The 23,037-nt window shown below is 42.2% G+C and carries 22 protein-coding genes and 1 other annotated feature; of the genes, 8 read left to right on the forward strand and 14 right to left on the reverse strand.

From position 1 onward, the window contains the following. From ACRCJ0_RS02230 to ACRCJ0_RS02245, 4 genes are all read right to left on the reverse strand, one after another. A partial coding sequence (locus ACRCJ0_RS02230) for an amino acid ABC transporter ATP-binding protein (RefSeq protein WP_431389354.1) occupies positions 1-669 on the reverse strand: 669 nt, incomplete at its 3' end. Between the two features lie 109 nt (positions 670-778). Beyond that, positions 779-1,006: a binding site (T-box leader), on the reverse strand. Between the two features lie 414 nt (positions 1,007-1,420). Beyond that, the gene (locus ACRCJ0_RS02235) at positions 1,421-2,713 is read right to left on the reverse strand and encodes an LLM class flavin-dependent oxidoreductase (protein WP_003141837.1); all 1,293 of its coding nucleotides are present in this window, start codon (positions 2,711-2,713) and stop codon (positions 1,421-1,423) included. Between the two features lies 1 nt (position 2,714). Then, positions 2,715-3,002 carry a glutaredoxin family protein gene (locus ACRCJ0_RS02240; RefSeq protein WP_271736153.1) on the reverse strand — a complete coding sequence of 96 codons (288 nt, stop codon included), beginning with the start codon at positions 3,000-3,002 and terminating at the stop codon, positions 2,715-2,717. Between the two features lie 7 nt (positions 3,003-3,009). Further along, positions 3,010-4,002 (reverse strand): MsnO8 family LLM class oxidoreductase, encoded by a 993-nt coding sequence (locus tag ACRCJ0_RS02245; protein ID WP_431389355.1) that lies wholly within the window; start codon positions 4,000-4,002, stop codon positions 3,010-3,012. 947 nt (positions 4,003-4,949) lie between these two features. Between ACRCJ0_RS02245 and ACRCJ0_RS02250 the strand changes: the two genes are divergently transcribed. Together ACRCJ0_RS02250 and ACRCJ0_RS02255 are read left to right on the forward strand one after the other, a co-directional pair. Beyond that, entirely contained in the window at positions 4,950-6,461 is a 1,512-nt protein-coding gene (locus tag ACRCJ0_RS02250; protein WP_431389356.1) for an FAD/NAD(P)-binding protein, read from the forward strand. 458 nt (positions 6,462-6,919) lie between these two features. Continuing rightward, positions 6,920-7,963, forward strand: a complete 1,044-nt coding sequence (locus ACRCJ0_RS02255) for an ornithine cyclodeaminase family protein (RefSeq protein ID WP_069286219.1) — start codon at positions 6,920-6,922, stop codon at positions 7,961-7,963. Between the two features lie 151 nt (positions 7,964-8,114). Here the strand turns inward: ACRCJ0_RS02255 and ACRCJ0_RS02260 are convergent, their stop codons facing one another. Continuing rightward, positions 8,115-10,067, reverse strand: a complete 1,953-nt coding sequence (locus ACRCJ0_RS02260) for a heavy metal translocating P-type ATPase (protein WP_431389357.1) — start codon at positions 10,065-10,067, stop codon at positions 8,115-8,117. Between the two features lie 186 nt (positions 10,068-10,253). Between ACRCJ0_RS02260 and ACRCJ0_RS02265 the strand changes: the two genes are divergently transcribed. The 4 genes from ACRCJ0_RS02265 (at position 10,254) to ACRCJ0_RS02280 (ending at position 12,753) form a co-directional block, all read left to right on the forward strand. Continuing rightward, a complete protein-coding gene (locus tag ACRCJ0_RS02265; protein WP_149358768.1) occupies positions 10,254-10,478 on the forward strand; it encodes a DUF2829 domain-containing protein in 225 nt (74 codons plus the stop codon). A 41-nt stretch (positions 10,479-10,519) separates the two neighbouring features. Then, complete coding sequence (locus tag ACRCJ0_RS02270) at positions 10,520-11,299, forward strand: 3-oxoacyl-ACP reductase (RefSeq protein WP_431389358.1); 780 nt, start codon at positions 10,520-10,522, stop codon at positions 11,297-11,299. 139 nt (positions 11,300-11,438) lie between these two features. After that, positions 11,439-11,987: a QueT transporter family protein gene (locus tag ACRCJ0_RS02275; protein ID WP_431389359.1), complete on the forward strand. Its 549-nt coding sequence runs from the start codon at positions 11,439-11,441 to the stop codon at positions 11,985-11,987. A gap of 112 nt (positions 11,988-12,099) precedes the next feature. Then, positions 12,100-12,753, forward strand: a complete 654-nt coding sequence (locus ACRCJ0_RS02280) for an SDR family oxidoreductase (RefSeq protein ID WP_418147774.1) — start codon at positions 12,100-12,102, stop codon at positions 12,751-12,753. A gap of 80 nt (positions 12,754-12,833) precedes the next feature. Here ACRCJ0_RS02280 and ACRCJ0_RS02285 read toward each other — a convergent pair whose 3' ends face one another. The 7 genes from ACRCJ0_RS02285 to ACRCJ0_RS02315 all read right to left on the reverse strand — a co-directional run bounded on the left by ACRCJ0_RS02285 (position 12,834) and on the right by ACRCJ0_RS02315 (position 18,056). Next, positions 12,834-13,541 carry a DNA alkylation repair protein gene (locus ACRCJ0_RS02285; protein WP_431389360.1) on the reverse strand — a complete coding sequence of 236 codons (708 nt, stop codon included), beginning with the start codon at positions 13,539-13,541 and terminating at the stop codon, positions 12,834-12,836. 58 nt (positions 13,542-13,599) lie between these two features. Beyond that, positions 13,600-14,247, reverse strand: coding sequence for a YczE/YyaS/YitT family protein (locus tag ACRCJ0_RS02290; protein WP_048728430.1), 648 nt, complete (start codon positions 14,245-14,247; stop codon positions 13,600-13,602). 51 nt (positions 14,248-14,298) lie between these two features. Continuing rightward, positions 14,299-15,009: an MBL fold metallo-hydrolase gene (locus ACRCJ0_RS02295; RefSeq protein ID WP_431389361.1), complete on the reverse strand. Its 711-nt coding sequence runs from the start codon at positions 15,007-15,009 to the stop codon at positions 14,299-14,301. Between the two features lie 247 nt (positions 15,010-15,256). Then, positions 15,257-16,066 carry an aldo/keto reductase gene (locus ACRCJ0_RS02300; RefSeq protein ID WP_271736754.1) on the reverse strand — a complete coding sequence of 270 codons (810 nt, stop codon included), beginning with the start codon at positions 16,064-16,066 and terminating at the stop codon, positions 15,257-15,259. Positions 16,067-16,090: 24 nt separating this feature from the next. Then, positions 16,091-16,474 carry an OsmC family protein gene (locus tag ACRCJ0_RS02305; RefSeq protein ID WP_271736143.1) on the reverse strand — a complete coding sequence of 128 codons (384 nt, stop codon included), beginning with the start codon at positions 16,472-16,474 and terminating at the stop codon, positions 16,091-16,093. A gap of 219 nt (positions 16,475-16,693) precedes the next feature. Next, positions 16,694-17,155 (reverse strand): PepSY domain-containing protein, encoded by a 462-nt coding sequence (locus tag ACRCJ0_RS02310; RefSeq protein ID WP_431389362.1) that lies wholly within the window; start codon positions 17,153-17,155, stop codon positions 16,694-16,696. Between the two features lie 106 nt (positions 17,156-17,261). Further along, a complete protein-coding gene (locus tag ACRCJ0_RS02315; RefSeq protein ID WP_431389363.1) occupies positions 17,262-18,056 on the reverse strand; it encodes a carbon-nitrogen family hydrolase in 795 nt (264 codons plus the stop codon). A 273-nt stretch (positions 18,057-18,329) separates the two neighbouring features. On the opposite strand from ACRCJ0_RS02315, the gene ACRCJ0_RS02320 reads away from it, so the two are divergent. Further along, positions 18,330-19,865: a metal ABC transporter solute-binding protein, Zn/Mn family gene (locus ACRCJ0_RS02320; RefSeq protein WP_431389364.1), complete on the forward strand. Its 1,536-nt coding sequence runs from the start codon at positions 18,330-18,332 to the stop codon at positions 19,863-19,865. Between the two features lie 281 nt (positions 19,866-20,146). Here the strand turns inward: ACRCJ0_RS02320 and ACRCJ0_RS02325 are convergent, their stop codons facing one another. Further along, the gene (locus ACRCJ0_RS02325; RefSeq protein WP_003142160.1) at positions 20,147-20,611 is read right to left on the reverse strand and encodes a glutathione peroxidase; all 465 of its coding nucleotides are present in this window, start codon (positions 20,609-20,611) and stop codon (positions 20,147-20,149) included. A gap of 592 nt (positions 20,612-21,203) precedes the next feature. Here ACRCJ0_RS02325 and ACRCJ0_RS02330 point away from each other — a divergent pair. Further along, positions 21,204-21,926 carry a GntR family transcriptional regulator gene (locus ACRCJ0_RS02330; protein ID WP_431389365.1) on the forward strand — a complete coding sequence of 241 codons (723 nt, stop codon included), beginning with the start codon at positions 21,204-21,206 and terminating at the stop codon, positions 21,924-21,926. A 54-nt stretch (positions 21,927-21,980) separates the two neighbouring features. Here the strand turns inward: ACRCJ0_RS02330 and ACRCJ0_RS02335 are convergent. Beyond that, a partial coding sequence (locus tag ACRCJ0_RS02335) for a hypothetical protein (protein ID WP_431389366.1) occupies positions 21,981-23,037 on the reverse strand: 1,057 nt, incomplete at its 5' end.

Here is a 23,037-nt window from a genome sequence, read left to right on the forward strand (position 1 = left end):
GTCTGACATGAAGACGACTTTATCCGCCACTTCTTTAGCGAAATTCATTTCATGGGTCACGATAATCATCGTTGCTTGCTCGTCTCTGGCAATGTCAGAAATAACCTGTAGTACTTCAGCTACCCATTCCGGATCAAGCGATGAAGTTGGTTCGTCGAACAAAATAACTTTTGGATTGACCGCAACCGCTCGGGCAATACCCACACGTTGTTGCTGTCCTCCTGATAAAGTGACTGGATATTTGTCTGCCTTGTCTGCTAAACCTACTTTTTCAAGTAAAGCCACCCCTTTTTCCTTAGCAGCATCTTTGGAAAATCCTTGCGCCACCTCAAGGGCATAAGTCACGTTTTCAAGCACTGTTTTATTTTTAAATAAGTTGTAGTGCTGGAAGACCATCGAAGTTTGTTTTCTCAATTCAGCCACAGTTTTTTTCGTCGCCTTCTTAGTATCCACGGCCACATCCCCAATGCGAATAACCCCACCGTTCGGTTGTTCTAGGTAGTTTAAGCATCTAAGCAAGGTCGATTTCCCTGACCCTGATGGTCCGATAATGGCCACCACTTCGCCGGCTGCAACTTCAAAGGAAATATCCTTTAAGACCTGGGTCCCAGAAAAGTCCTTTTGTAAGTGTTCAATTTCAATCATATTATTACTATTATTGTTAGTCATATGTCGCTCATCCTCATTATTGTATGCATACTATCTTCGCTTGTGTTGACTGTTTAAGTCCTTTTGTGGGTAAAATAAAAACCCCTCCCAATAGGCACTAGTCCTATCAAGAAGGGATGACTGGTCAACAATCATGGTTCCACCCTTTTTCATATTGCCCTCGCAGACAATATCTCAGTCAGTAAATACTGACAGGCATAACGGCCCCAACCGTCCAACCAGCTTTCACTGGTAGGATGCTCCAAGCGCACTTTCATTACCTGTATCCATCTGCTCTCATCAACACAGACTTTCTGTCCAATACTTGAGTAATTACTCTTCTCTTCATCGCATTTCGTGATTAAAAAAATGTTTTTTGCTTTAAGTCAATTTAACAAACCCGAACACCTTAGACAAGATTACTGCCTAGGGAAAACAAGCTTCGTTTAGCATTTTTATTTTTAAATCTAGATAAAAATGCGCCTTAAAAGCTGATATTTAGCGGATTCTAACCAAGTACACATAGACTTATAATCGTAAATAACTATCAAAAATGATTAAAAAGCTAGTCAAATGATCACGAAATTCATTGAATTTCAATACAATATTTGTATTAAATCCGTGAATGTAAGCCTTTAAAACAAGCGAATCCTTTTTTCATTCCAACAAAAAACGAAACTACCCTAGTCTTTACCAGCAGTAGTTCCGTCAGTTTGTATTGGTTTTATGCAATCACAATGAGCACATTTTCAAAGGGATTGCCCTTTTGCCATTAAGGGACAATAGGCACTCCAATTTGTTCACGTAAGGTCGTACCTGGGTACTCGGTTCTGTAAATACCACGGTCTTGAAGGATTGGCACGACTTCATTGACGAACCGTTCAAAGGCACCTGGAATGTCGCCAGCGATGATAAAGCCGTCAACGGCATCCGCTTCAACCCAGCGTTGGATTTCGTCAGCGATGTCTTCAGCTGTCCCAATAAAGTTTGGACGAGTCACCGCTTGTTCCAAGGCTACTTGACGCAAGGTTTGGTTTTCTTCCTTAGCGCGTTTCTTGATGTAGTCTGTTGTCGAACGGAAGGCGTCTTTTCCGATATCTCCTAAATCTGGGAACGGTGCATCTAGGTCATAACCTGAGAAGTCGTAGTCATCGAAGTAGCGGGCTAGGTATTTCACTGCATTCTCAATTGGAATCAAGCTGGCAAATTCAGTGTAAGCTGCTTCAGCATCTTCTAAAGTATCCCCAACAAGTGGGTTGATGCCAGGATAAACCTTGACCTCTTCAGGATTACGGCCAGCTGCTTTAGCCCGTGCTTTAATGTCATCATAGAAGGCTTTTACTTCTTCTAAAGAATTAGCATGGGTGAAAATCGCTTCCGCGTTCCCTGCCGCAAAGGCCCGTCCAGAATCTGATGATCCCGCTTGGAAAACGAGTGGTTCCCCTTGAGGTGAACGGCCAATGTTTAAGGGACCAGCTACTTGGAAATACTCTCCTTCATAGTTTAAACGGTGCAGTTTTTCCGGATCAAAGTATTGGCCTGTTTCCTTGTTTCTAGGGAAGGCATCCGGTTCCCAAGACCGCCATAAACCACGCACAACGTCTAAATGTTCTTGTGCGATTTTATAGCGTTCACCGTGAGGCGGTAGCGTCCGGTTGTTGAAATTCTCAGCCACCCCTGCTTGTGGTGTCGTCACCAAGTTCCACCCAGCACGGCCATTAGACAAGTGGTCTAGCGATAGCAATTGACGTGAAATAGTGAAAGGATCTGTATAGGTTGTTGAGAAAGTCCCCACTAAACCAATATTTTCAGTCACAGCCGCTAAACTAGACAATAAGGTAATCGGTTCAAAACGGTTTAAGAAATGAGGAATTGACTTCTCAGAAATATATAAACCATCTGCGATAAAGACGAAATCAAATAGTCCTTTCTCTGCTAATTGAGCCCGCGTCTTATAAAAGTTTAAGTTGGTGCTGGCTGTTTCATCTACTTGCGGATGACGCCAACCATCTGTTGTGCCACCGATACCATGTAAAATTGCCCCAAAATGTACTTGTTTAGTCATATTACTTCACTCCTACTCCGGCTGCTTTTAGCCCATTCACCACATGTTCCAATCCTAAATCAATAATACCTTGGTATTGCTTGCTGTCTTTTTGACCAATTTCAACTACCGGCACATAAGAGACCCCGTATTTGGCATTCAAAATGTCTCTGAATTGGTCGTTTTCTGTCACGTCAATCAATTCATATGAAAGGTTTTCCTCTTGTAAGTAATCCTTGATTTCCTGGCAATAATGACAGCCTTGCTTGGCCCATAAAACGATATTTGCTGCTTGTTGTTTGTCTGACATTCTTATCCTATCCTCCTTTAATTTCTCCTGCTAAAGCTTCAATAATCTCGAATTTCTTAGCGTAGGGGATGCCGATCGTATGAATCACAAAGTGATCGGTATTAAATCTCTTTGAAAAATCGTCTAGTTGCGCTTTTACCTGACTGGCTGTACCAACAAAGGCGCCGACTTGTTTTTCAACGATTTTGGCGTCTTCAGCTTGGTGCAGGTCAGCATATTCTTCAGCGGCCGCTTGTTTGTTGAAGTTGACCCTTTTGCCAGAATTCAAGACCACCGTATAGGCAGCTTGTTCAGCTAGGTATTCTTTACCTTCGTCCGGGTCGTCCGTAATATAAACAATGACGGCAATTTTAAAGTCCCCTGATCCTTGATAAGCGGCTCTCGTTTTGCCAAGCGCTTCAAGATCTGCATTGGCAAAGTAAGGATAGTCTAGGCCGGTATCCTGAGTGGTCGCTAATTTGGCACTTTCTTGACTACCCCCAAGCAACTCGATGGTAAAGTCCGAACCAATTGCCGGTTGCAAGTCATAGTTTTCAGCCGCATAGGGATGGTCGGCCGGGAAATTATTGCGGATAAAACGGGTGACCTCGATAAATTTGTCATCGAAAGACTGGACCGGTTTGATAAAGTCTCGTTGTAGGACCTCAACCGCCTCATCCTTACCACCTTGAGCCTTACCCAGCCCTAAAATCACCCGACCTGGCGCTAGTTGGTGGAGGAGACTGAACGACTCCGCCACTTTATAAGGGACATAATGTTGCAACATGACCCCACCAGATCCTACGCGAATCTTGTCCGTCTTGGCTAAGATGTAACCTACCAAAATTTCTGGTGCCGCACTAGCAATCTCTTTAGTAAAATGGTGTTCCGCCACCACAAAGCTGTCATAGCCCAACGCTTCTGCCCTCTGGGCAAACGCAACCGTCTTCTTCAGCGTCGACTGAGCGGTTTCACCTTCATAAATAATGTTTTGATCTAATAAACTTAAACTTAAAGCCATTCACTTACCCCCAATTCTTTCCAACTACCACCGTGTGTCCTTTTTTTGAAAAATAAAAGCCCCTCCCTAATAAACAGTCTTGTCTATTAAGAAGGGGCGAAGAGTCAACGTTCGCGGTGCCACCCTTGTTCAAACTGCCCTCGCGAGCAATTTCTCATCCAGTAAATCTATACTAGAAAATTTAACGGTTCCACCCGTCTAATCAGCTTTCACTGGCTAGATGCTCAAAGGTCATTTTCATTACTGGTAAGCATCTGCTCTCATCAACTACAGATTTTCTGTGCCTTACCCCCATAATTACTCTACTCATCCACGCACTAGTTTATTTGAATATTTGCTTATATTTACTTATATTTACTTATATTTACTTATATTTGCTTTTATTGCTATCTGGACTTGCAATAAATTTGCTTGCACTCAATCTAACAAATTCCACTCACTAGCATCAACCTTACCGCCTAGCCCTAAAATTTCCAGATCTCTTTTTGGACAAAATGGCGACACATCAAAAAATCTAGGAAAAGCCTTTGATCATCAAGCTTTTCACATAAATTTAATTTTTCCATAATCGCTAACCACTATCATCATTGATATGGAAGTAGGACAGACACAGACAGAAAATAAGAATTTTAAATACAATCATTGTACAAAACGCCATTTCTCATCAAATCGAAAATTCTAACAATGTGATTAAATCAGCCTTTCTAATCAAATCAATTGAAACCGGGTCCTAACCCTCCAGATATCGTTTGACCGATTTTGATTTTCTGCATACAAATATTGCCTTTTGCTGTTATCACTTTTATCGATATCCATTGATTGATAAATGCTTGAGCAAATTCCCCCACTAGAACCATCTACTCAGTTACAATTCTCTATAATGATTATGCAATTATTTAAATAGATACATAAACTAATCAACCAATTTCTAGAAATGAGGATGTCAGATGCGAATTGCCATAGTAGGTTTTGGGATTGCGGGTGCCAGCACCCTAATCCAATTAAGTAAACAGTTTGATTTAAATGCCGCTACCGACCAAGTAGATGTCTATGAAACACGCCCACGTTTAGGTGCAGGTGCCCCGTATGCGGAGGATGATGATGCCACAGTCATCAATTCCTTCCCGCGGTCATTGTCCCTTGATGACGATAACAACGAGGACTTTATCAACTGGACCAAGGTCAACTATCCGGCAATCGATATCGATAATGTCTTTGCCCCGCGAACCATTTACGGTGAATACGTGGAAGCATACCTCAAACCCTATTTAGCCAAGGATTACGTTCGTCATATCCAAGCCAAAGTCACCGATTTTCAAGTCGTAGACGCAGACGGGACACCCCTTTACCAGCGACCAATCGAAGATGGCTTAGCTTATCAAGTCTTTACGTCTGAAAATGGTTGGTCTCAGATTTACGACGCGGTCTTTTTTGCCATTGGCCACCCGCCCTACCTAGACCCATATCAATTGGACGGCCAAGCCAACTACATTCAAGACCCTTACCCATTGGGGGAGAAATTGGAGGCAACTAAAGGCAAGCGTCGAATTGGGATTGTTGGCTCTGGTTTAACAACTATCGACTTGATCAATTACTGCAACAAGTACGATTTATTTGCCGACCAAGAAGTGACGGTCTACTTTCGCCACGAACCCTTCCGGTCAGTGATCCAACCTGACGCTAACGAAGACTATATCCAGTCCATCGACGATGAATGGATTGAGACACAAAGAGCAGTCAACAAAGGGGCTATCCCGATTCAAGTCGTCATCAACCAAGTCAAGGCCGACTTAAAGGCCAACGATATTGACTACAGCCGGGTATGGGCCAACTTCAATACAGGTTCAGTCGCTACCGTCACCAAGGCCATCCGCCAAGATGACCCTGACTACCGTCGTTTCCAAGGATTTTTCCGATCTTTCTACCCAGTTCTCCACCAAATGATGGGGGCCCTAGATGCTGCCGGTAAAGACTATTTCTACAAGGATCTAGGCGCCTTCTTCCGCATGCTGTATTCACAAGCCCCAGCTGCTTCCATCAGCATGATTTTAGACTTAGTAGCCCAAGGCAAACTGAAATTAGTTTCTGGCTTATCTGATATCCAACCCTTGGAAAATGGCCAGTTCCACCTTTACGCTAACGGAATCCGCCACAAGGCAGATGTCTTAATCAACGCCACTGGCTTCAATAGTCGTTTAAGTCAGGCAAAAGACACTGACCCGTTACTGGGTAATTTGATCCGCCGTAATTTAATCCTGCCTGACAACCGGGACAATATTTTAGCGGCTTACCCAAGCGCGACGCCATTAAACCCTAACTACCAAATCCTAGACAATGTCTACTTCCTAGGTAGCTGGATTGCTTCAACCCAAGGCCCGAACACGTCCGTTGCCCTGGCCAAGAAACAAACCCAAATCGCCGTCACTGACTTCTACCAACAAGTCAATAGACACCAGTAATTTACTATTTTTCCATGCAAAATGGACTTGCACCCTCAAGCTAAGTGAGCGGCGCAAGTCCCTTTATTGTTTCTCATATTTTATTGAGATTAGTCGGTTTTACTAAACAAGCTTATTAGTCAACCATTGCGAACAAGTCATTAAGCTAAAGTAAGATGGGTATAGATTTGGTCACGTAAGGATGTGTATGGTAAGCGGGCATTCATGGATACTGTGATGATTTTATGGGCACCTTCGCCGAATAAACGAAGCCATAAAATTTCATCGGTTTTCTCATCGATAACTGGTTTAAATACTCAAGTAGTTCGGCAGATTACTTTTACTTTTGAAATATTCACCACTGGCAATTAAATTTTACTTTTTGCAAATAAATCGCTATCATTATCTCATATGCATACAAAAAAGGCCCATGCACATACATAGAATGGGCTTACACAATAACATAAGGGAGTGATTAGATGACATTATTACTGAATGTTAAAGACATCCGGGGGTTGGTCGATATGGCAGAGACCGTCAACATTGTCGAAAGAACCTATCATGAAATGGGTCAAGGCAAGGTTATCAACCCAAGCAAGGTGAATTTAGACTTAGGTGAAACGGGTAATTACCCCTTCTACGACGGCTTTATGAATGCCATGCCAGCCTATATCGACTGGTTAAACATGGCTGGAATGAAGTGGATTGGTGGCTTTTATGGTGGTCGTCGGGCAGCCGGATTCCCCTACATGACAGGGATGATCCTCTTGTTAGACCCACATGTGGGGCGGTTCTTATCCGCTATGGACGGGGCTTATATTACAAACCTTAGAACAGGTGCTCAAACCGCTGTCGCCCTATCATACTTTAACCTAGGCGAATCCATCTCACTGGGTATGTTTGGTGCTGGTACCCAGGCCAGAACCCAGGTGATTGCCATCACTAAACGTTACAAAATCAACCGTCTAGTCGTATGGAACCACCGCCGTTCAACAGCAGAAGCCTTTAAAGAGGACATCGCCCACCTTATCGATGGGGAAGTTATCATTGCGGATAAACCTGAAGACGCCACAGATAATGACGTGCTGATTACGGTCACAGGGGCTACCACACCCTTTATCACAGGCGACATGATCAAACCAGGTACCATCATTATGCCAATGGGGTCACGTGGCGAAATCACAGACGATATCATCATTAACGCCGATCATATTTATGTAGACCACAGAGCTCAAGCCCTTCATCGAGGTGCTTTAAAGAGCTTAAATGATGCTGGCCATATCTCAGAAGCTAATATCACAGCTGACTTTGGTCAACTGGCAACAGGCGAAATCTCCCCTCAACACAATGACAAAACAACCACTATTGTCATACCAATCGGTATTGGAGCATTGGATGTAGCTGTTGCAGGGCACGTCTACCACAGAGCCAAGGTCCAAGGCCTCGGCGAACAATTCGACTTCGACCTCCTAGGCGGAGACAATACCATCAATTACATGGAACCAGACTTGGAAAAAGAATAACCATAGCTAAGCTAGCAAGCAAAAAGGGGCGTGACCAATCATCACACCCCTTTTTGTGTATCATATTTATTCAAATTCACATCTAACGTTGGGTACTCGCCCTTGTTCATGTGTCTTGTATTGCAATTTAAAACTTTTTTCTGACATAGCTTTAAATGTTATTCCTTTTCCCACGCAACAAGCGTAAGCCATTCAAGATAACTAAAATTGTTGAGCCTTCATGGAAAAGGACGCCAAGAGCAATATCTGCAATGCCCATGAAATTCAAGATGACTAAAACGAGCACCACAAACATTGAAAAGGCCATATTCTGCCAAGTAATTCGGTTTAAATCTTTGGATACTTGGTGGGCATAAGTCAATTTGTCCAGGTCATTAGCCATCACGACAACATCAGCAACGTCAATTGCCACATCCGTTCCGTCACCCATAGCGAAACCAATATCTGCTTGCACTAGAGCTGGCGCGTCATTGACCCCGTCCCCTGTCATCCCAACTTGTCCGTATTCAGCTTGTAAGTCTTTAACAATTTGGGCCTTCTCTTCAGGTAAAACATTGGCCACAACTTGGTCAATCCCCACTTGATTAGCGACTGCCTGACCAGTTACTTGGTTGTCCCCAGTGATCATGACGGTATGAACGTCCGCTTGGTGGAGGTAGTCGATGGCTGCTTTAGCCGCATGATTTGGCGTATCCATCATAGCCATGTAGCCGATAACTGCATCGTCTTTTGCGATATAAACCACCGTTTTCCCGTCCGCCGACAATTCGTCTGTGTGCCCCTTGATTTTGTCTGGAACGGCCTCAAATATTGATGGCTTACCGATTTGATAAGTGTGGCCAGCGTAGGTCCCACTCAGCCCTTTTCCAAGGTCATTCGTCACTTCAATCGGGTCGGTTAAGGGTTTTGTGTGGGCTTTAAATTCTTGTAAAATGGCACGGGCCAAGGGATGGTTGGATTGACTTTCCATCGCGACAACTACTGGCAAGATTGCTTCGTCTTGGATCCCGTCAACAAAAAAGTAGTCGGTCACTTCGGGTTCACCCTTGGTCAAGGTGCCGGTTTTATCAAAGGCAATGGCTTTTAAATCAATCAGATTCGATAGGTAAGCGCCACCTTTGAATAGGACGCCATGGCGTGCCAAGTTTGAAATGGCCGATAGGGTTGCGGGCACTGCTGAAGCGGCCAAGGCACATGGTGAGGCGGAAATTAAGAATATCAGTCCACGGTACCAAGCCTCTGCCCATTCCCAGCCGAAGATCCAAGGACCTAGAAGGACTATGAATGGGAAAATGGCCAGGACGGTTGTGACATAGATTGGTTCGATTTTCTTAATTTTAGTGGCAGCTGGTGTCAAATTGGCTTGGGACGCTTCCACCATTTGCAGGATTTTCGCAAAGACGGTTTCATCCGGATTCTTCGTGACTTTTACCACAATAGCGTGGTCCCCGTTAATGGTCGCCCCAAATACCTCGTCACCTACTGTTTTTTCTTTAGGCATTGATTCGCCATTGATGGAGGCTTCGTTGATGACAGTAGCCCCTTTGACAATTCGGCCATCAGTAGGGATTTGACCCCCATTTAAGACTTGGACTTGGTCACCGATTTGCAGTTGGTCAACTGCCACGTTTTGGGTTGAACCATCAGCCTGTAATAGTAAGGCTTCAGTTGGGTTCAAATTCATCAGGTTGGTAATTTCACGTCGCGACCGCCCTTCCGCATAATCTTCTAGAAAGTGAGCACCCGCGAAAATTAAAATTAATAGGGCTGCTTCATAGAAAGAGCCAATTAATAAAGCGCCAACTGCCGCCAGCCCCATCAATAAGTGGATATTGGGTTTGAATTTACCAGCGGACATGGTGTCTCGAATAGTATCACCAAAGCCCTCACCTAACACGTGGTAGCCAGAAAGGATAACGGATAATACCATAAGGATATTACCTATAGAACTTTGCCAGTTACCGATGATTAATCCAAGTACAAAGGCAATCAATCCTAGTATATATAGTCTCGCAGCTAGTTTGGTATCATGTTCACCATGGTTATGACCATGGTGAACATGATTTTTTTCTTCCGTATGATAATCTCTATTTTCAGTCATCATGTCCGCTCCTTTTTTATCATTTCACTTACTATATATAAGTTTATATGAATACTCATTCATATACTTCGCTATCATTATACCACACATATATGAAAAATAAATCATATTACATAGAAAATATATACTATAGGAGAATTGAAATTTGCTATAATAGTTGTTGACGCATTTTTGAGGAGGTGAAAATAAATGACATTTGAAGAAATTTTACCTAAATTACGCCAAGGTGCACACATTATCCGCGATGGTTGGGGTGGCGCAGAGGAATACGTAAAACTAGTTGACCCTAAAGAATTTGAAGGTCAAGCAATTACGCCCTATTTCCTAATTTCAGTTGCTGGCGAGGGCTTCTCAATGTTCCAACCAACTGTATGCGATATCCTTGCTGAAGACTGGTCTATCGTTTCTGACTAGTAACGCACACATAACTTACACAATAGAAAGGAAGCAGATACTTGGACACATCCTACACTGACTATCCTAAACTCCCCGCCCAATTAAAGGTTATCGTTACAGGAGGCATGTCTGGTATTGGTAGCAGTCAGGTACAACACTTTTTAGAAAAAGGCCATCGCGTTTTGGCTGTCGATCTTAAGGAAGATGCAGAGTTGGTTAATAAATGGACTACTAGCTACCCGGAAAACTTTAGCTTTCGCAAAGCGGATTGTAGCGATTTAATGGCAGTAACTATCCTTTTTCAAGAATTAAAAACTTCTTGGAACGTCATTGATGTACTATGTAATACAGCCGGCGTCCTTGACGATTACAAACCTTTAGATCAAACGGACCCAACAACCTGGCAAACGATTATTTCTAGTAATTTACAAGTTGTTTATAATATGACCTATACAGCTTTACCCATGCTATTAGCCAATCCTACTTCTCGCTTAATCAATATGGCTTCGATTGCGGGCTTAACGGCTGGTGGTGGCGGGATTGCTTATACAACGGCTAAGCATGCTATCGTCGGCTTTACTAAACAGATGGCCTACGACTATGCGGCGCAAGGGTTAGTGGCGAACGCCATTGCGCCTGGTGCCATCATGACGCCAATGAACCAAGCTGATTTTGTGGGTGACAGTCCCATGGCCGACCAAGTGATGGCCCAAACACCGGCTAAACGGTGGGCAAGTCCTGATGAAGTGGCAGCCCTGACCCTATTTCTAGCCAGCGACCAGGCAGCTTACATGCAGGGCAATACCATACCTGTCGACGGCGGTTGGCTGATTCGGTAACTTTCTACATATATAAAATCACAAATCCAACATCACAAATTACACTAAAATTGCGACACTTCGGTAGAGTACTACTCACTGGTGTCAGTGTCCTTTGGTCGCAATTGCACACTAGGCCTAGCCTATAAAGGAGACTTCAATGAATAACGCAAATGATACAATCACCCCTTCACGTTTTACCACTCTAGATATGACTAAGATTGCCGTTGTGGCAGCCTTATACGTGGTCATCACCCTAGTCATCGCGCCGATTTCTTACGGCCCCGTTCAATTCCGGATTTCTGAATCTCTAAACTTCCTAGCCCTTCACAATAAACGCTATATCTGGGCAGTTTCTATCGGTGTTTTCATCGCCAACTTCCTGACTTACGGCCCAATCGACATGATCGTCGGCTCTGTTTCAACCTTTATCTTTCTATACATTGGTCGCTGGTTAGGTGATTATCTTGTCAAAATGGCCAAACAAGCTCAATTAGACTTACTGTCTGACCAATGGATTCGCTATATCACTTTGACAGTCATTTTTGCCCTATCCATGTTCACAACCACAACAACAATCATATTAGTCGGTGCCGATGCCGCCTTCTTACCGATATATTTCTCACTAGCCCTGTCTGAATTTGCGGCCATGACCCTTGGTATGTTCATTATGTACCCATTAAGCAAACGAATCGATTTCGACCGCTAACAAGCGGATTCTTTGAATTGCCCTTTTTTGACCTTTATACTATGTAGTAGACAAATGAATATAGAAATTTGATAGAGAAATGAAAGAGTCATTTGAAAGGAGCTTTTCAAACATGAGAGTACTTGTTATTGGTGCCAATGGTGGCGTATCCCGTCACTTCGCAGATTTTGTAAAAGATTCAGAAACAGTAGAAGAAGTTGCAGCTATTCGTAACTTAGACCAAGCCCCCTTCTTTGAAGAACGCGGGATTGAATCAGTTTACTTAGACTTAACTAAACACACACAAGCAGACATTGAAAAAATTCTGACCGACAATAATATTGATTCAGTGATTTTCTCTGCCGGTGCTGGTGGATCAGGTGACGACATTGTTATGATGGTTGACCTTGATGGCGCTATTAAATCTATGCAGGCAGCTGAGGCAGTTGGTATCAAGCGTTTCGTGATTGTATCTACATTTAGAACTGGTCGCGAGGAAATTGAGAAAGGTGCCTTACGCGTTTATACCACTGCGAAAACTTACGCAGATGAATGGTTGAAATCACGTACCAATTTAGATTGGACCATCGTTCACCCAGGTATCTTACGTGATCAACCAGGTTCTGGCAAAATCACTACTGAACCCCAAGCTGAAATCATTGACGTGGCCCGTCAAAACGTAGCCCAAACCTTACTAGCAGTTCTGGAAAACGACAATACTATTGGTAAAGAATTTGAAGTGGTAGATGGCGATACAGATGTCACAACAGCCGTTCAAAATCTATAAGTATGCATAAGTAAATAAATCAGTAAATAAGTAAAAGGTGCCCGCGAACAAATTCGCAGGCACCTTTTTTCTTATCTAAATTAACATCTGACGTATTTACGTTTAAAACCTATCCGGTCTCTTTCAATTTCCTTTTGAATCGACGCATAAGCATTCAAAGTTTGGGGTTTCTTGTATTCACGCTCAATCACTAATTCACCAATTTCTTCCGCCACTGCTAGGGCTTTTTCAGATAAAGGAATATAGGATAAGCCAACCGTATAAACAAAGTTGCTCATTGAATGTTTGGTCCGTTCAGGTTGGTCATGAATGGTTTCTTTAACTAGTTCCAACATAGCTGACAACTTATCTTCATCAAAATTGTCGTCTTTCAACCGACCCAACAACCAGCAATAAGTCGACCAGCCAGCTGACATCCTCAGCTCCTCGCCAGAGGCAATCCACTTGTCCGCCACTTCTTGGGCGATATTTGCTTCAGATAAGGTCACAGCAACCACCCAATCAGCCAACATAAAGCAGTAAGCTTGGTCCATCCACCGGTCATAATCCGCTTCCGTCATGGCATTAGCGTCCGCAATCACACCTGCAAAGTACATGGCATCATAGTTTCCTGATGCATACAATTCTTCAGCAAGGTCTTGATCGATTTTAATCGCTTTCCGCATGGGTTTCATTGACCCAGTCGTTACCCCAAATAACGGCTCAACCGCCCCATTTGATAGGTACATTTTCTTGGTCCGCTCTTTCCCCAAAGATTCCAGTTCCGTCATCACTTCAGCGTATTCCATACCCTCACCCTATCTTTCAAGTCGCTAACATCATTTAGTCTTCGCCTTTTATAGCCGTTTAAATTTTACTGCCAGTTAATTTATTGACAATGGGTTCAGCCAGTTTAGCTCTAAAGGTTGAAATCATCGGTCCCGCAAAGAAACCTAAATAAACAGTCATTAAGCCAACCGGACCACCTAATAATAAGGCCATCAGTAAGCATAAAATTTCATGGGCAAAACGGACTTGCGCATAAGAAAATTTACTTTTCTCCTCAACAGTTGGTGCAATAGCATCTAGGGGTGCTGTACCAATTCCGGCCGAAATGTATAAAGATGCACCGAATAGGAATATCGTACCTGCAATGACAGTCAATACAACCCGGATCAATAAATTCATATCACCGTCACCTAAACCTGCCTGATTAAAAAAGAAATCAAAAAATTCCACGATATAACCGACAAAGAACCAGTTAATAATAGTACCCAGGCCAAATTGACTACGGTCAACGAATACTACGGCTAAAAATATAAATACATTAAAAATAACAACTACCGTACCAAAGCGAATGCCAGTTAAGGCCGAAATCCCCATATTCATTGCACTATATGGATCCATCCCCATATCGATCGTCCCAGATAATGAGATTCCAAATGCAATTGCCACACAACCAATAAAGGCCACAATGGCTCGGATCAGTAAATCTTTATTCAAATAATCTTTCATATAATAATCTCCTTTTTAATAATGTCCTTTATAATATCTTTTTTGCCGCTACTAAACTTGCATAAACGCGTCTAATTCCTCAAACGAAATTGGGTCAATGTGGCCATGCAAGTAGAAATCAGCGTCCAGTTGACTCAAAGTTTGACGTAAGAAAGCCATTTTCTCAGGGTCTAAATAAGAATTGTTGTAGAAGTCCTCAGTAATGGTGTCACCAATGAAGGCCACTTTTTCAGACGGAATATAGATAACCACCCCATCTTCAGAGTGCGGATTCACCACTGGGAAAACTTTCACTTCAAGGTTACCTAAATCAATATTCAGCTCACCCTCAAATTCCAAATCAGCTTGTTTTACTTTAATTTGGCTTACTGGATTGTCATACTCAACACGTAGATATTGGTCACAAAAAGCGCATTCTTCGCCTGTTTCAAGGCGTTCTTGCATCGCTTCCTCAGTCCACTTCCACTCAGCCATCACCCTTAATTGCGCATTGGTTTTCTTATTCGCTAAGACCGGCGTATCCACCGCATGAATCCCATAAGTATGGTCCCAATGCCAATGGGTAATTAAAGTCATTGCTTCTTTAGGTAAACCTAGACGTTCAACTTCCTGGTCAAAATTCGCTACATGGCTGGCAGAATTTCCAGCATCAATTCGCAAGGAAAACTTGTCTCCTTTGATATAACCCAGAACTGGGCGGTCCAAATCCCCATCCGCCGGCATATAATACACACGTTCTGTTAATTGCTTTAATTGTCTCATCCTTTAGCTCGTCTCCTTTTCAGTCAATTCATTATAACAAAATTTACAATCTTCCAATACCCCTAGAAATTTTACCCATATAAAAAAGGCTACAACATTTACGTCATAACCCTTTTTACTAATATCGGACTCTTCTTACGCATAAACATCCGTATGTCACTGCGTTCCGGCGGCTGTTCCACAAAAATCAAACTCTTCCTAATGCGTTAGAGGCGTCGAGTCATAATGGCTTTTGTCGCACCAGCTATTATAAGCTAGCGATTTTCTCTTTGTCTGCGTCGCTCAAGTTAAAGTCGAATACATTCAAGTTGTCTGCTTGGTGGTCTGCGTTATGAGACTTAGGAATCACGACAACACCACGTTCAATTTGGTAGCGTAATAAAACTTGGCCCCAAGTTTTGCCGTATTGTGCACCAATCTCATCCAAGATAGCACGAGAGGCTTCGTCAGTTCCCTTCATTGGCGCCCAAGCTGTGACAACCACATCGTTTTCAGCAGAATATTCAATAATGTCATCGTTCCAAACTTCGACATTTGATTTAATTTGGTTGACCATTGGTTGAATACGCGCGTTATCGATGATGATATCTAATTGGTCTTGGTCGAAGTTAGATACACCAATAGCTTTGATTTTACCTTCGTTATAGGCATTTTCTAAAGCATACCAAGTTTGTAGCATTTCATTCTCATTGTCCCAAGGGTGGTGAATCAAGTATAAGTCAATGTAGTCTGTTTGTAATGCTTCTAGTGAGGCATTTAAAGTCGCTTCAACTTTTTCAGCTGAACCCGCGTGGTCTAAATCACCAGGAATCTTAGATGTGATAAAGAAGTCCTCACGTGGTAAACCAGATTCTTTAATCGCTTTACCAACAGTCGACTCGTTACGGTATGCAACCGCCGTATCAATGGCACGGTACCCTGCCGCAATTGCTGATTGCAATTCAGTCGTATCATCAGTCACTTCACCAAAATAGTCCCCGTCAACCTTACCAAAAGTGTTGGTACCAGTACCTAAAATCGGCATCTCTACGCCATTATTTAATGTTACAAATTCCATCATTACACGCTCCTTATATGCTCTCTATTGAAAAACAACTATCTCATTGACTTGAATATTTGGGTCAATACTTTGGACCACCGGACAATACTTGTGTATCATCTTGGTTGCCCGCTTAGCACGCCCCTGATTTTCCTCAGCCACTCTCACATACATAGTAATCGTGATTGCAGTAACTGGTTTGGCACTTTCCTCAGAGCGGTCAAAATCAATGGCCACGTCATGGAAAGTATGGTCGATTTTTGAATTATTCAAAATATTCCGATATACACCCGCTGAACAGCCCGCAACCGCCAAGACAAAAGTATCCAAAGGCGAAAAACCAGTTTCCTTATTCAAAGGCCAGTTGTCCCCGTGGTCATTGACCGCCTCAGGACCCAAATCAGCCATATTTAAGTGTAAGGTCATCTATTCACTCCTCACTCAGCTAGGGACTGGTTCATCAGTCCCCTAACTTCTTAATACTTTTATTATAAAAAAGAAATCAGAAAAACACTAGCAAACAGGACTCGCTCTGACCGAAAGAAATCAAGCATTTAAGCGTCTATTATCTTTAGGGAAAATAAACTTTCCCAAACTAAAAAGGTGGCACACTCACGTACCACCCTCTCTAAATCCGTATTTTAATTAGCTGTCTTTTTCAGAATTTAAGATATCGCCTGTTGTTGCGTCGATATCATACTCAAATTCTCGGTCACCATCTACAGTAAATTCAATTTCATAATGGGCAACGTCATCGTAATCGTCATCGTCGTCATCCACATCATCTAATTCAATTTCACGTTCTGTTAAGGCATCTTCAGTTGTACCAGCGTCGTCTAAAGCAATTTGCCATGCTTCATCTTCAGAAATGAATTCTCCTGAAGCAGATTGGTTGGCTTCACTTGAGCTTGCACTCTCGTTGCTATCATCACCTGACGTGTCTTCAGAACTAGGTACCGTTTCAGAGCTTGTTTCATTTGAAGAAGCTTCTTGGCTGGTTGTTTCAGCTGTTTCGCTTGTAGTTGTATCATCTTGACCACTGTTACCGCATGCCGCAAGTAAGAATACTGAGGCGAATAATGTTAGCGCACCTGTTTTTAATTTCATGGAATCTCCCTTTCGTTAAGCATAGTGTCGACTACTATAGTTAGCATGATTGCTAACCTTTCATACATTATAACATATAGAAAAAAAGCTTCAAACTTTTTATAACTTATACATCATAGATATCTGGTCTTCGGTCATTAAAGACGTTAATTGATGAACGAATGCCTTCAATAACAGAAAGGTCGACCTCACCGTATTTTACGCCTACTTGTAAATCAGGAGTGACAACATACGCGCCCCAAGGATCAATGATGGCTGAATGACCCCCATACAAAGCCTCTTCGTCTCCATTAACCGGTCCTCTTGAATTAGCCGATACGACAAACAACTGGTTTTCGATTGCCCGTGCCCGACCCAAAGTATCCCAATGTAGATTCCGGACTTCAGGCCAAGCAGCCGGCGCAAATACAATCTGTGCATCTGCCAAGGCTAAGGCCCGCACCCACTCAGGGAAACGCAAGTCATAACAAGTGACAATACCACATTTGACCCCGTCCAATTCAAAGGTCACACTCGCTTCACCCGCTTCAAAATAACCATTTTCCTTGGCCGGTGAGAATAAATGGGCTTTATCATAAGCTGCAATCTCTTGCCCTTTTCGGTTATAGATATAGGCCGTATTAAATAGCTTGTCACCACGCTTATTGGCCACAGAACCCCCAACCACATTGACTTGGTAGTTTTTAGCGAACTGGCTTAAAAATTGACGACTCACCTTGCCATCCTCGTCCGCTCGCTCTTTCACGTCTTCTGGCAAGAAGGAGGTATTCCATAATTCGGGCAGCACAATCACATCCGGTTGATTGGTCGTCGCTTCTTCCATCAACGCTTGAATCGTTTGAAAATTCTCTGCCACCTGGCTTTGTTGTAAGGCTGCTTGTACAATCGCAATTTTCATCATATTCCTCCTAATAACCCTTTTCTCCATTATATAGGAGTCCCTTCCAAAAGTAATTTAAAGGGCTTATTTCCTTGGAAAAAGAGCCTTCGCGGTCTATATGATGGACATTTCATTTAAGTTTTAGTTGACTACTTGATTCGCCATGTGATAAATTAGCCAATATCAAATCGTAATGTTTACGATTTATCAGCTTTGCCCCTAGCTAAGGCAAAAAACGTATTGGGTACCCAAATACATGTGATTGAATATTGTTTTGGAAGAGAGGATACATTGATGAATAAGAGTTTGACATTCGCTTTATTGACCTTAATGGGAGCTGCCCTTTTGGGGGCATGTGGACAAGCAAATACTGAGGCAGATGCGGGAAATGACGGGGACAAATTAGAAATTGCAACAACGATATACCCTGTTTATGCCTTCACAAAAGAAATTGTTGGCGACCAAGCTGACGTGAGTTTAATGGTACCAGCGGGCACAGAAGCTCATGACTATGAACCTTCTGCAAAACAAATTGCGGCCCTAAACGAATCAGATGCCCTAATTTACCACAATGAAAATATGGAAACTTGGGTGCCTTCTGCAGAATCCAGCATCAATGAAGATGTAAATGTGATTAAAGGAACTGAAAACATGGTCCTACTGCCAGGTTCTGAAGACGACCATGACCACGATCACTCTGATGAAGAAGGACACGAAGGTCACTCACACGCCTACGACCCACACACTTGGGTGTCACCATATCGTGCCATCATGGAAGTGGCATCTATTACAGCTCAATTAAACGAATTATATCCAGATATGGCCGAAGAATTCCAAGCCAATGCGGATGCTTATATGGAAGAATTAAATGACTTAGACGCCTTATATGCAGAAGCCTTTGAGAATGCTAGTCGCCAAGACTTCGTTACTTCTCATACTGCCTTCACCTATCTAGCCGTTGATTACGGTTTAAATCAAATCGGGATTGCTGGTCTAACACCTGAAGAGGAACCATCAGCAGCCCGTCTAGCCGAATTAGCTGACTACGTAAAAGAAAATGATATTCAATATATCTACTACGAAGAAGCAGGCTCAGACAGCATGGCCAAAACACTGGCTGAGGAAGCAGGGGTTGAAATGGCTGTCCTAAATCCGCTAGAAAGCCTTTCTCAAGAAGCTATGGATGAAGGTGCTGACTATATTTCTGTTATGAAGGAAAACCTAACTTCATTACAAAAAACAACAGACCTACCAGCCGCAGACGCAGAAACTGCTGAAGAAGAAACTGAACAAACAGTCTACAATGGCTACTTTGAAGATGCTGATGTAGCAGACCGTACCTTATCTGACTATGCAGGTGAATGGCAATCTGTTTACCCATTCCTTGAAGACGGTACCTTAGACCAAGTCTTTGACTACAAGTCTAAATTAAACGACGGCATGACCGCTGAAGAGTATAAAGAATACTACACAACTGGTTACCAAACTGACGTCGATAATATCAACATTACTGACAATACAATTGAATATATTGTGGCCGGTGAAAGCAAGACATTCGAGTATAACTATGTTGGTTATGAAATCTTAACCTATGAAAAAGGAAATCGTGGTGTTCGTTTCTTATTTGAAACAAACGACCCGGAAGCCGGCGACTACAAATACGTGCAATTCTCAGACCATAACATTGCACCCGTTGAAACAGGACACTACCATATTTACTGGGGTGGCGAATCACAAGAAGCCCTTCTTGAAGAAGTAGACCACTGGCCAACATACTATCCAACTGATATGTCTGGCTCAGAAATCGCACAAGAAATGATGGCTCACTAACCTAGAATATAATGATTCATATTTTACATATAAACAAAATACCTGGTGTTTTTCTAAACTCCCAGGAGTACTAGCCAATTAAAAGCCACTGGACCGCAAAAGGTGAGACAAAAATCGTTCAGGCTCGCAGTACTGGCGTAAATAGTTGTAGTGATGGCACATCCCGAAACCTATTTGCGAAGTGGTTTCTAAACTATATTGACCTGTTTTACCCATACATACACAAAAAGGAAGATCTGCTTTTGACAGGTCTTCCTTTTTGATTTGTAGACGCTTATTCTCTACAGGTTATCTTGGATATCTGCTTCAATATCTGCGGGTTCTGTTGTTGGGGCATACCGTTTAATAAAGTTGCCTTGCCGGTCTACTAAAAATTTAGTGTAATTCCATTTTACTAGACCATTACCAGATGCTTTTTTCAGATACGAAAATAATGGTATTGTTTTAGGTCCGTTTACGGATACCTTATCGAACATAGGAAATGAGGTGCCAAAGTTTAGTGCGCATGCTTCTGCAGCCCCTTTACCATCCTCAGGTTCTTGCATGAATGAATTTGAAGGGAATCCAAGTACCTTAAAGCCCTCACGTTGATATTTTTGGTGTAAGTCTTCAAGTCCTTCTAATTGAGACGCTAGTCCACATTTAGTTGCTGTATTTACAATCAACAACAAGTCCCCTTCATAATCCGCTAGGTTTTTATCTTGCCCATTAGCATCTTTTACAGTGTAATCATAGATAGTCATCATATTTCTCCTTTTTATAGTAGAAACGCTTCAAAGCCTTCTGTATCTTAGGCTAAATGATACGCCTTTTTACCTGTGAAAGCGAACAATCACATTTATATATTGATTATTTATCGTTAATATACTTTCGCTAGTTCTTGAGTCTTGCATCAATAATATTTGCTTGTACTAGTAACCACGTTACTAAAATTTATTAGCTTCTATCGTTAACTTACGTTATCAAGCCAGAGTCTGGAGCTTTCCTAGCATACCTTAGCAGTGAAAGAGGACGGTCTGACTATTCATTCTTTGGACTTCGCCCCTTACAGATTAAATAGTCAGCCAAGCCATTAGACCTTGGCTGATGAGTTTCCCACTGCTTTTGAGGCAATGATAGGAAAAGTGTAGGCTGAAGGCTTATATATGCAAAGTAACAAGTACTAACACAAAGTTTAAGTCAATGGCTAACTGATATCTTTTTATTATATAAATGATAAAGGAAAATTGAGAAACTTGTATTATATGGTGGTATCCATTTTTATACCCTAACCATTTGCAGATGTAAGAGTTTTCATGATATAATATATCAAATTCCTAAGAGAGAGGTTCTTTATATATGGCTAAATACGAAGAGGTAGCTGGTGCATTGGTCCGCTACATTAATGAAAATGAATTAAATGCAGATGATAAGTTACCCAGTATCCAAGAAATGGTGGACTACTACCAAGTGAGTAAAAACACAGTATTATCTGCCTTAAATGACTTAGAGAAACAAGGGTTAATCTACCAAGTACGTGGTTCTGGCGTTTATGTCCGCGGTAATCAACGTAAGGGTTATATCAACCTATTAAACCTTGGTGGGTTTAATTCAACCTTGAGCCAGTTTAAAATCGATTCTAAAGTTTTATCCCTTGCTTTAATTGCACCAACTGAGGAAGCGGTAGAGAATTTAGAAATTGATGACCCAGCAAAAACAAAGGTCTACCATGTTACCCGCATCCGTTACATCGAAGGGCGCCCCTTCTGTATAGAGGAGTCTTATTTTGACAAAGATATTATCCCTTACTTAAGTGAAGAAATTGCTTCTAATTCCATCTTCGACTATATTACAGAAGATCTGGAAATTCCAATTGGCTATGGTGACCACTTCTTGCGTGTTGGGAAATTGAGGGCTGAGCAAGCTAACCATTTAAATTTAAGTGAAGGCGATCCTTGTTTAAAAACAGAGTCTATCTTCCATTTGAATAACGGGAAACCATTCGACTATTCAAAAATCACTTACCACTTTGAAGAAACACAATTCTTTATTCAAGGTGCCAGCACTCAATACCGTTATTAATTGAAATTGACCAAAGACAAAGGACGCGATTGGCTCGCGTCCTTTTGTTTGTGCTTAAATACTATGGATAATTGATAAGGTTAAGGCCGTAATGGCTGCTGACCCAACTGTAAAGGGTGTTACCCTGAACAATAAGGTGTTGTACAAGTCTTTTTGGTCTTTTCCTAGGTACCCTGATGAAGCGAGTAGTAAACTACCGCCATCCGAGAATGGTGTAACGGTTGCTGCAAATCCACCGATAATAATACAAACGGCCATGATGGCTGGACTCCAACCTGTTGTTGCGTATAGGACAGGCAATGTTGTAAAGAATAATGGTGCAATAACCCCAATAGTTGAGGAGAAAATTGACATACAACCACATAGTAAGGCGATAGTTACTGGAATGATTGGCCATGGTACATAAGAAATTAAGGCTGCTAGCGATTCAGTAATTCCTACTTGAACCCCTACCCCAATTAATAATGAAATCCCACAAGTCATCCAGATTACTGACCACGGTGTCCGGTTGAGTACTTTTTGTCCGTCTGCTAATTCAAACATGTAGGCAATAACCCCGAATACAATCCCCATTAAACCTAGGTTTAGTGAATCACTAATAGAGGCGATGAATGGGATTGACCCACCAGTAAAGTTATCGATGATAGGAAAGATTAACATAATACCAATGAAAATGGTCATTAGGGTTAAAGTCTGCTTTTGTTTAGGATTTAAGGCTTCTGGTGCTTTCAACTCTACTTTCTTGTAGGCGTCATTTTTCCGGTCTCTAAACATTAAGAATAATAGCAATAAAATTGGATAAATGGCGGATACGATAAATAATTGCCATGAAATTTCTTGGGCCATATCAGCGAAGCCTGTGGAAGCCATCAAACCTTGAACGATAGCGCCAAGGGGTCCGAATGGAAATATACCACCAGCAAGTGCCCCTTCGATTACGGCAATGGCTATGATTCGGGTGTCTAAATTGTTCTCCTTAGCGATATTTAAAGCTAGGAAACCAACGATAGGTACTGATCCCCAAATGGACCCGCCCAAGCCTGAAATTAGTGCTGCGGCGAAGAAGAAGCCAAAGGGTAACCAAAATAGGTGGTTTCTAAAGGCATAGATC

Source organism: Aerococcus sp. L_32 (assembly GCF_050689315.1).